A 10,516-nucleotide genomic window follows, 5' to 3' on the forward strand; every position below is an offset into this window, starting at 1 on the left:
CACAAGGATTGCTCATTTCGTTTGCGTTAGCGAAACTGCTTAAAATCATGGCAGCGAATAATATATGCTTCATCGGTTTATTCCTTATTTTTGAACATCAATCATATTCTTACTTTACCCTGTTGCCCAAGCAACCCAGTCAAAATCAGATGGGCTGTTTTCTCTTTATCGTCTATCGCCACACAATAAAGTTTCAGACGACCCTTAATCCTTCAGGGGGTCGTCTGAAAATTCATCTAGTAACGAAGGTAATCTGGATGGCGGGAACAGCCTGAATAGCGGATGGTACACTTGTGCGTCGTGAAATTACTACATTTAGCGATAGCTTCTTCCTCTGCTCTTTTTAAAGAAGAATCACTATGTCCAGCAGCACCACCATCTCCAACTACACCTCCTATGGCAATAGCACTACAAGAATTACGATTTTGGGTCATCAGATCGCACCCTTTCCCGTTACGTCCAATTGGATTCTTACCCCCACCTGCCTTGATACAATTTGCTAAAGCCTCTCGTCTTGCAAATTCTTCACCCTTGGTGTTATTTTCAGAATACCCGATAGCCAAATTAGCACTATTTAAATAAATAGCACCCCATCTATCAGGAATGTTAATAACCCGTTTTGTTTGCCCCATCGGTCGGTTGTTACCCGCACATCCCGGCAAATCGGGATGATAGACACAAGGATTGCTCATTTCGTTTGCGTTAGCGAAGCTGCTTAAAATTATGGCAGCCACTAATAATATATGCTTCATCGGTGTATTCCTTATTTTTGAACATCAATCATATTCTTACTTTACCCTGTTCCTTAAGCAACCCAGTCAAAATCAGACGGACTGTTCCCACTTTATAGTCTATGGTCACACAATAAAGTTTCAGACGACCCCTAAGCCTTCAGGGGTCGTCTGAAAAAACAAATCAATCGGCAATGCTGCCGTATTGCTTTGTGAAGCTTACAAAACGCCTTGATGGGCGGTATCGTGTCCCAAAGCGGTCAGGAATTGCGACATGCTGTATGTTTCGCCTGAGGCGGCAAACTTGAACGTGTCTACGGTATCGCCGCCATCTGAGGAGTGGACGGCATCCAAGACGGTCAGGGTGTCGTCGCTGCCTTTGAGTTTGACCACCCAGTTCTCTTTGTTGTTTCCTGCTTTATTGATTTCCAAATCGATGTCTTTCAGCGTCAGATTGCCTGAGAACAATACGGTATTGTCCTCGCCGCTTGCGTTCAGTGACAATTTGTCATGCCCGCTGCCTTTGCCGAAGGTAATCGTATTGGCATAGCCGCTGACGGAAATGGTGTCATCACCGGCTCCGGCATCAATGGTGCTGTCGTGTCCGACTTTGACGGTATCGTCGCCGCTGCCGCCGATAAAGGTGGTTTTGCCGCCGTAGTTGCCTGAAACGCTGACGGTATCGCCGTTGTCGGTGCCGTGAATAATGCGGTTGGCACCTTCGTACAGCCGTTGTTCAAAGGTATCGCTGTCGTCATTCAGGTATTGAATAATCGTGCCGTCTTTGCGGACATGGGATACTTTCAAACCGAAATGTTCGATGATTTGTTCCGTGCTGTATGTGCCGTTGTCGAATTGGAACTCGGATATGGCGCCTTGCGAACCCATTTGGTTTTTAATCGTCAATACGTCATTGCTGCCTTTGATAGAAACGGTCCATGTGTTGCCGTTCAGACGAGGCACAGTGACGAAGTCGTAGGGTTCGGGCATATAGTCGATACCGGTTTTATCGTAGCCTTGGGTAACGGAAATGCTTAAATCGTCCAGTGTCAAACCGCCGGTAAATTTCACGGCGTTGCTGGTTGCGCTGGGGTTGAATTCGTCGTCGATATCGAAACCGAAATCGAAAATGGTGTCGTGTCCGTATCCTTTGCCGAAGACATAGGTATCCCGCCCATCGCCGCCTTCCAGATAGTCGTCGCCTGCGCCGCCGTCGAGGTAATCGGCTCCTACCCGCGCATATATTTTGTCATTGCCGTTTCCGCCGTACAGTTTGTCGTCTGAAGACCATTCGTTGCCCCAGTAGGTCGTGCCTTCGTCTCGGATAATGTCGTCGCCGTCCATGCCGTAAATCACGTCCCTGCCGTCTGTGCCGGAACTTAATTCGTCATTAAACTTGCTGCCGACAATCACATCGTCGTTCGGCGTGCCTTCATTTTTGATGCCTTGTTCGGCTTTTCCGGTGTTGACGGCTTTGAGCAGGGTTTCGGCTGTATAGTTTTCGCCGAGGAATTGGAATTGGTTGATGGAAATATGTCCTTGGGCGTCAACTTGGTTTTGAATGGTGGCAGAGCCGTTGGCGGATGTGATTTCCCAGTTTTTGCTGCCGTCGGCATTGTCGATGACGTTTACTTTGATGTCGCTGACACGGAGGTCGTCTGAAAACTTCAGGATATTGTTGCCTTGGTTGTCGATAATCGTATCGTCGCTGCCGTAAATATAGGTGTCGTTGCCTGTTCCGCCTTTCAACATATCTTTGCCTGCTCCTCCGATTAAAGTGTCGTCGCCTGCGTCGCCGTTGATGGTGTCGTTGCCATCGCCGCCGTCCAAGTAGTCATTGCCGTCGCCGCCGTTAATGTTGTCGTTGCCGCCCATGCCGTAAACGGTATCGTTGCCGCGGCCGCTATTGAGTCGGTTGTGTCCGTCGTTGCCGGTCAGGGTGTTGTTGCTGTTGTTGCCTGCCGCGTAGATATTGGCGTTGCCGGTCAGGGTAACGTTTTCAACGTGGGTTGAGGCGGTATAAGAAACGCTGCTGATCGCGGTATCATTGCCTTCGCCGCTATTCTCAACGACAACATCTTTTGCGTTATCCACATAGTAAGTATCGTCTCCGATGCCGCCGCGCATCATGTCCGCACCTGCTTTGCCGTCGATGACGTCGTTGCCGACGGTGCCGTTCAGCGCGTCGTTTCCTTCCGTACCTTCAATACGTTCGCCTGCATTGTCGCGTATTTCTACTTGCGCTTGGGTGGCTTTGATGAATTGGTTGAGGTTTAATGTGCCGTTTGCGAAAACAAACCGTTGGACGGAAGGCATATTGCTGCCTTCTTGGTATTGATTGGAAATGGTCAGGACGGATTGAGTGTGTTTCACTGCGATACGCCAGTCCTGTCCGCCTTCTGCATTGCGCACGGCGGTAACTGTCAGATCGTCTGCGCTGAGACCGTCTAAAAAGCGGATGCTGTTGCTGCCTTGGCGGTCGATTACCGTATCTTTGCCGCTTTTTTCGCCGAACAAATAGGTATCGTTGCCTTCACCCCCTTGCAATACGTCGTTTCCTGCCGCGCCGTCTAGGATATCGTTGCCTTCATCGCCGAACAGTTGGTCGTCGCCTTCTCCCCCGTTGATGTTGTCGTGACCTGCGCCCCCGTAAACCGTATCATTGCCGCGCCCGCTATACAGGCGGTTGTTGCCGCTGTTGCCGACCAATACGTTGTCTGAATTGTTGCCCGCGCCATAAATATTATCCGAACCGGTCAAAACCAAGTTTTCGACATTGTTCGGCAAGGTGTAGCTGACATTGCTATAAACGGTATCCTGTCCTTCATTTGCCTTTTCCACAATGTTGTCTGCGGTATGGGTGGCATAATAGACATCATTGCCCTTGGTTCCTTGAAAAACCTTGGGTTCGGATGACTTTTCCAAAGATGCGGAGTGTGCGGCGGCTTCTTCAGAAACGATTGTGCGAAAGACTTGTTTTGTATCCATGATATTATTTTTTCCGTGAGCTGACGGTTGCCTATCCGGGGAGATGGGATAAATAACCAGATTGGGGGGATCGTAATTTATTGATTGAATCGTTACACGTAGTCGAACTGCGTGGCTTCCTTAGACTGCTTTATCCTCAACAAGTTCTAACTCTTTCTCAAAACATTATTTAATCGGAATTTATATTTCAATTGATTAATTTGTTTATCATTTATGCCGAATTGAATTCAAACCAAGATTAAGCGTTGGGCAACGCCGTACTGCGCCAATCCAATCCGCTATAAAACAAAAAGGTCGTCTGAAAACCACTTTTCATGGTTTTCAGACGACCTTTTATTTACAACGGGAAATTACAGCGAGCGGGCGACTTCGACGATGTCGAAGCATTCCAGTTGGTCGCCTTCCATAATTTCGTTGTAGCCTTTGATCATCAAGCCGCATTCGAAGCCCATGCGGACTTCTTTGACGTCGTCTTTGTAGCGTTTCAAAGAAGACAGTTCGCCGGTGTGGATGACCACGTTGTTGCGGATGAGGCGGATATGGGAATCGCGTTTGACCACGCCGTCGGTAACCATACAGCCTGCGATGTTGCCGACTTTGGATACGCTGATGACCTGACGGATTTCGACCATACCGGTAACCTGCTCTTTCTCTTCCGGCGCCAGCATGCCGCTCATGGCCGCTTTGACGTCGTCGATGGCATCGTAAATGATGTTGTAGTAGCGGATTTCCACGTTTTCATTTTCGGCAAGTTTGCGCGAAGAAGCGTCTGCACGCACGTTAAAGCCGATGATGAACGCTCCTGAAGCGATGGCAAGGTTGACGTCCGATTCGGTAATACCGCCCACGCCGCTGTGCAATACATTCACTTTCACTTCGTCGGTGGACAGTTTTTTCAGGCTGCCCGCCAAAGCTTCGTAAGAACCTTGTACGTCTGCTTTGATGATGACCGACAAGGATTGGGCTTGGTTTTCGCCCATGTTGTTGAACATATTTTCCAGCTTCGCCGCCTGCTGTTTGGCCAAGCGTACATCGCGGTATTTGCCTTGACGGAAGAGTGCGATTTCGCGGGCCTTCTTCTCATCTGCCAACACCATTGCGTCTTCACCGGCGTTCGGTATGTCGGACAAGCCGAGGATTTCGACCGGAATAGACGGGCCGGCTTCGTTGACGGCTTTACCGTTTTCATCGACCATCGCGCGGATTTTACCGAACGCGGTACCGGCCAGCAGCATATCGCCTTTTTTCAGCGTACCGCTTTGCACCAAGAGGGTAGCGACCGCGCCGCGTCCTTTGTCCAGACGGGCTTCGACGATGATGCCTTTGGCGGGCGCATCGACAGGGGCAGTCAGTTCCAAAACTTCGGCCTCAAGCAATACGGCTTCGAGCAATGCGTCGATATTGATGCCTTTTTTGGCGGACACGTCGATAAATTGTACATCGCCGCCCCATTCGTCCGGCACGACTTCGTGCGCGGTCAACTCTTGGCGGATGCGCTCGGGGTTGGCAGCTTCTTTATCGATTTTGTTGACGGCAACCACCATCGGTACGCCCGCTGCTTTAGCGTGGGCAATGGCTTCGATGGTTTGCGGCATCACACCGTCGTCGGCTGCGACCACGAGAATCACGATGTCGGTTGCTTTCGCACCGCGCGCGCGCATGGCGGTAAACGCTTCGTGACCCGGGGTATCTAAGAAGGTAATCACGCCGCGCGGGGTTTCAACATGGTATGCACCGATGTGTTGGGTAATGCCGCCCGCTTCGCCTTGTACCACTTTGGCGCGGCGGATGTAGTCCAACAGCGAGGTTTTACCGTGGTCGACGTGACCCATCACGGTAACGACCGGCGGACGCGGCAACGCTTCGGCTTCCACAGCTTCCACGCCTTCATCCAAGAATGCTTCGGGATCGTCGGCGGCGGCAGGTTTGCCGATGTGGCCGAGTTCTTCCACCACAATCAGGGCGGTGTCTTGGTCGATGGATTGGTTGATGGTGACCATCATGCCCATTTTCATCAGGGCTTTGACCACTTCCACGCCTTTGACTGCCATTTTGTGCGCCAAATCGGCAACGGTAATGGTTTCGGGAACCAAGACTTCGTGAACGACGGGTTCGGTCGGTGCTTGGAAGGCGTGTTGGTTCGGCTCGAGTTTGAGTTTCTTGCCTTTTTTACCGCTGCGTACGCGCTCGTCGTCGCCGTTGCGCGCATTGCGGTCGCGTCCGCCTTTGCCGCCTTTACCTTTAGCGTTGCGACCTTGGTTGTCATCGTCGCGGTTGTGGCGGTCTTCTTTTTTCGCACGGGCAGGATTGGCGGCTTTGCCTTCTGCAGGCGCGGCTTTGGCTTTTTCGGCAGGCTTGCGCTGCTCGGTAGCTTTGGCTTCGGCTGCGGGCTTGGCTTGCTGATCCGCCTGTTGTTTCATGGCTTCGCGGCGCGCCTGACGCTCTTGTTTTTCTTTCAACAAGGCTTCTTGATGGGCGCGTAAAGCGGCGGCGCGGCGTGCTTCTTCGTCGCGTTGCGCTTGCTCTTCCGCGCTGACCACAGGTTGCGGAGCGGCAGGGGCAGCGGGTTTTGCTGCTTTTTTCGAGTCTTTGCCTTTATTGCCTTTGTCTTGTTTAGGCTTGGCTTTGCCTTCGGCAGGTTTTTCAGACGACCTTTGGGCAGGTTTGTCTTCAGCCTGAACTGCTTGTGCAGCGGGTTCTGCCGGTTTGTCGTCGGTTTTGCTTCCAGCTGCTTGTACTTCGGCAGGTTTTTCAGACGCTTCAACAGGTTTCGCTTCTTCCGCTTTGGCCTTCGGCTCGGCTTTTGCCGCTTTAGCAGCCTTCAGCTTCGCAGCTTCCGCTTCAGCTTTCGCGCGCGCTTCGGCACGGGCGGCGGCCTCAGCTTCGGCTTTTGCCTGTTCTGCTGTTTGGTCTTTCGCTTCTGTCTGCTCGGCTTTTTTCGCTTCAGCTACTGCTTTGGCTTTGGCTTCGGCGGCAAGCTCTTCCGGCGAAGGAATCGTTACGGAACGGCCGCGTTTGCGTTCGACTTTGACGCCGCTGACAGTGCTGACTTCGGTTTTTTTGCGGCGGATGCTGATGGTTCCGCCGTCATTGCCGTTTTTCTTTTTCAAATAGGCGTTCAGCAGTTGTTTGTCGTCCAGCGTCAGGGAATCGCTGCCGCTGTTTTTATTGACGCCGGCTTCTTTCAGTTGTTTCAGCAAATCATCGACGGGGCGTTTCAGTTCGGCGGCAAATTGTTCTACGGTTGTGTTACTCATCTGTACCCCCATTAGTTCTCTTCGGTAAACCAGTGTTCGCGGGCGGCAAGAATCACTTTTTTCGCCGCTTCTTCATCTACACCGGTTATTTCAATCAGTTCGTCAACGGCCAGTTCCGCCAGGTCGTCGCGGGTGGTTACGCCGGCTTCCGCCAGTTTGCGGAGCATATCGGAATCTACGCCGTCCAGATTGCGCATGTCGTCTGAAACTTCTTCCAGCTTCTCTTCGGACGCAATCGCCATGGTCAGAATCGCATCGCGGGCGCGGTTGCGCAGGGTTTCGACGATTTCTTCGTCAAAGCCTTCGATGGCGAGCAGTTCGGCAGCTGGAACGTAAGCAACTTCTTCCAGCGTGGCAAAACCTTCTTCCACCAAAATATCGGCGGTTTCGTCGTCGATGTTCAGATGCGCGGTAAAGAGGTCGCGGATGGCTGCGTCTTCGGCAGCAGTGCGTTCGTCCGCTTCTTCGACAGTCATGATGTTCAACTGCCAACCTGTCAAATCAGATGCCAAGCGCACGTTTTGACCGCCGCGGCCGATGGCAAGCGCAAGCTGGTCTTCGGCGACGATCACGTCAACCGCGTGTTTGTCTTCGTCAATCACGATACGGCTGACTTCGGCAGGAGACAGCGCGTTCATCACGAACTCGGCAGTTTCAGACGACCACAACACCACATCAATGCGCTCGCCTGCCAATTCGTTGCTGACGGCGTTCACACGGGAGCCGCGCACGCCGATACAAGTGCCTTGCGGATCGATGCGTTGGTCGTTGGCTTTGACCGCCACTTTCGCACGTTGGCCCGGATCGCGCGCCACTTCACGGATTTCCAACAAGCCGTCTGCAATTTCAGGCACTTCCATTTCGTACAGTTTTGCGAGGAAATCGCCCGAAGTACGGCTGAGGATGACTTGTTTGCGGCCGGTGTTGCCGATTTCGTCCACACGCAAAAACAGCGCGCGGATACGGTCGCCGCCGCGGAAGTTTTCACGCGGAATCATTTGTTCGCGCGGAATCAGCGCGTCCAGCTTGCCCGGAACGACTTCGACGATGATGCCGTGGCGTTCTACGCGTTTTACCGTACCGGAAACGATGTCTTCTTTAACAGCCAAGAATTCGTTCAGATTTTGCTCGCGCTCGGCATCGCGGATGCGTTGCAGGATGATTTGTTTGGCAGTTTGCGCAGCTTGGCGGCCAAAGCCTTCGTTCGGCAGCGTTTCTTCGTAGTAGTCGCCGATTTGAATGTCGGTACCCGGAATTTCTTCTTGGATTTCTTCGATGGTTTTTTCCAGGTCGGGATAGGTGTAATCCTCGTCGGCAACAATCAGCCAGCGGCGGTAAGTATGGTATTCGCCGGTATCGCGGTCGATTTCGACGCGCACATCCATGTGCTCGCGGTCGGCTTTTTTCTTGGCTGCGGTAGAAAGGGCAAATTCCAATGCTTGGAACACCACTTCCGCTTCAACGTTTTTCTCGCTTGCCAACGCTTCGGCAAGTTGCAACATTTCGCGACTCATTTTTTAGAATCTCCAATATCAAGTTTTAAAATTTAAATTCGGGGCGCAGGCGGGCTTTATCGATATTATCCAAGCCGATTTGCGCGGTTTTGCCGTCGAAAGAGAGCGTTACGGTATCGTTTTCACAACCCTCGATGCAGCCGATAAAATTCTTTTGTCCGTCAACCGGCAGGCGGGTTTTGATTTTTGCCTGTTGTCCCGCAAAGCGCACGAAATCGGCGGCTTTTTTCAGAGGCCGGTCAAGGCCGGGGCTGGAAATTTCCAGATTTTTATAATCGATGTCTTCCACCATGAACACGCGGCTCAAATGATTGCTGACGGTCGCGCAGTCTTCGACGGTGATACCGCCTTCCTTATCGATGAACACGCGCAGCGTGCCTTGCGCAGTCAGCTCGAAATCGACCAGTTCGTAGCCCAAACCCGGCAGGGTTTTTTCGAGAATTGTTTGAATATCCATGAATCTCCCGGAGTACATAAACAAAAAAATGGCCCCGTGGCCATTTTTCGTCAAAATTGAAAAATTGGCTTATTATAACCGCTTTCCACTCAAAAGAAAAGCGTTGATTTATCGCGGCTTTTTTTCAGACGACCTCATAGAATGAACACGCCTGACGGCATAAAACCAATCTTAAAATTGTTGACAAAAACGGTCGTCTGAAAAATCGCCATTAAACCTTACCCATTGATAATCATCATTTTATTTCCAACCTTTCTTTTTCAGACGACCCCATTTCCCTTCCATACGGCTTGCACGAAGCACGCCGTCATTCTAAAATTCAAAGCTGTTATCATCGAAACAAAAAGGCCTCGCCATGTCCGCCCGCCCCATCTACAACTTTTCCGCAGGTCCCGCCGTCCTGCCCGAAGCCGTATTGCGTACCGCGCAGCAAGAAATGCTCGACTACAACGGCACAGGCTTCCCCGTCATGGCGATGAGCCACCGCTCGGAAATGTTCCTCAGCATCCTCCATCACGCCGAACAAGACTTGCGTACGCTGCTGAACATTCCTTCCAACTACAAAATCCTGTTCCTGCAAGGCGGCGCAACCACGCAATTCAACATGGTTGCCATGAACTTGGCACATGGCTTCCCGTCCGCCGACGCAGTGGTAACGGGCAACTGGAGCCGCATCGCCTACGAACAAATGAGCCGCCTGACCGATGCCGAAATCCGACTGGCTGCGCACGGCGGCGAACAATTCGACTATACCGCCCTGCCGCCCGTCGAAACTTGGGACATAGACAAAAACTCCGCCTTCGTCCACTTCGTCATCAACGAGACCGTCAACGGCCTGCAATACCAAACCGTTCCCAAACTTTCAGACGACCTGCCGCCGCTCGTTTGCGATATGTCCAGCGAAATCCTCTCGCGCGAATTTGACGTTTCCGACTACGGGCTGATTTACGCTGGCGCACAAAAAAACATCGGCCCCGCCGGCGCAATCGTCGTCATCATCCGCGAAGACCTGCTCGACCGCTGCCCCGACAGCATTCCCGACGTCTTCAACTACCGTTCCCACCTCAACCGCGACGGCATGTACAACACCCCGTCCACCTACGCCATTTATATGTCCGGTTTAGTGTTCCGCTGGCTGCTGACACAAGGCGGCGTGAAGAAAATCGAAGCCGTCAACAACATCAAAGCCCAAACGCTTTACGACGCCATCGACGGCAGCGGCGGCTTCTACATCAACCGAATCCGCCCCGATGCCCGCTCGAAAATGAACGTCGTTTTCCAAACCGCCTCAGCCGAACTCGACCGCCGCTTTGTCCTCGAAGCCGAACTGCAAGGCTTGTGCCTGCTCAAAGGCTACAAAACCGTCGGCGGTATGCGCGCCAGCATCTACAACGCCATGCCGCTCGAAGGCGTACAGGCGTTGGCGGACTTTATGAGCGATTTCCAACGGCGTTACGGCTAAGACAAAATGCGCCTTTAAAAGCACAGCCGATTCAACACAAATCTCAAGCGCGGATGAATGCGTACCGTAATCAGGTATAGTGGATTAAATTTAAATCAGGACAAGGC

At 52.1% G+C, this 10,516-nt stretch carries 7 protein-coding genes; 2 read left to right on the forward strand and 5 right to left on the reverse strand.

Annotated features, from left to right (window positions below):
• The coding region (locus tag HMPREF2726_RS14295) for a hypothetical protein (RefSeq protein WP_246827849.1) at window positions 1-275 on the forward strand (275 nt) is incomplete at its 5' end.
• Here HMPREF2726_RS14295 and HMPREF2726_RS12730 read toward each other — a convergent pair.
• From HMPREF2726_RS12730 to rimP, 5 genes are all read right to left on the reverse strand, one after another.
• Window positions 237-752, reverse strand: coding sequence for a DUF4189 domain-containing protein (locus tag HMPREF2726_RS12730; RefSeq protein WP_094113196.1), 516 nt, complete (start codon window positions 750-752; stop codon window positions 237-239). The genes HMPREF2726_RS14295 and HMPREF2726_RS12730 overlap by 39 nt on opposite strands.
• A 198-nt stretch (window positions 753-950) precedes the next feature.
• Window positions 951-3,719: a calcium-binding protein gene (locus tag HMPREF2726_RS02910; protein ID WP_070602113.1), complete on the reverse strand. Its 2,769-nt coding sequence runs from the start codon at window positions 3,717-3,719 to the stop codon at window positions 951-953.
• A 350-nt stretch (window positions 3,720-4,069) separates the two neighbouring features.
• Window positions 4,070-6,976 (reverse strand): translation initiation factor IF-2, encoded by a 2,907-nt coding sequence (gene infB / locus HMPREF2726_RS02915; RefSeq protein ID WP_148132460.1) that lies wholly within the window; start codon window positions 6,974-6,976, stop codon window positions 4,070-4,072.
• An 11-nt stretch (window positions 6,977-6,987) separates the two neighbouring features.
• Window positions 6,988-8,490, reverse strand: coding sequence for a transcription termination factor NusA (gene nusA / locus HMPREF2726_RS02920; protein ID WP_003777064.1), 1,503 nt, complete (start codon window positions 8,488-8,490; stop codon window positions 6,988-6,990).
• Between the two features lie 25 nt (window positions 8,491-8,515).
• Window positions 8,516-8,947, reverse strand: coding sequence for a ribosome maturation factor RimP (gene rimP / locus HMPREF2726_RS02925; protein ID WP_009312330.1), 432 nt, complete (start codon window positions 8,945-8,947; stop codon window positions 8,516-8,518).
• A gap of 355 nt (window positions 8,948-9,302) precedes the next feature.
• Here rimP and serC point away from each other — a divergent pair, with 355 nt between their 5' ends.
• Window positions 9,303-10,409, forward strand: a complete 1,107-nt coding sequence (gene serC, locus HMPREF2726_RS02930; RefSeq protein WP_009312331.1) for a phosphoserine transaminase — start codon at window positions 9,303-9,305, stop codon at window positions 10,407-10,409.
• The last annotated feature ends 107 nt before the right edge of the window (window positions 10,410-10,516 follow it).

The sequence above is a fragment of the Neisseria sp. HMSC074B07 genome (assembly GCF_001810355.1).
Taxonomy (GTDB): domain Bacteria; phylum Pseudomonadota; class Gammaproteobacteria; order Burkholderiales; family Neisseriaceae; genus Neisseria.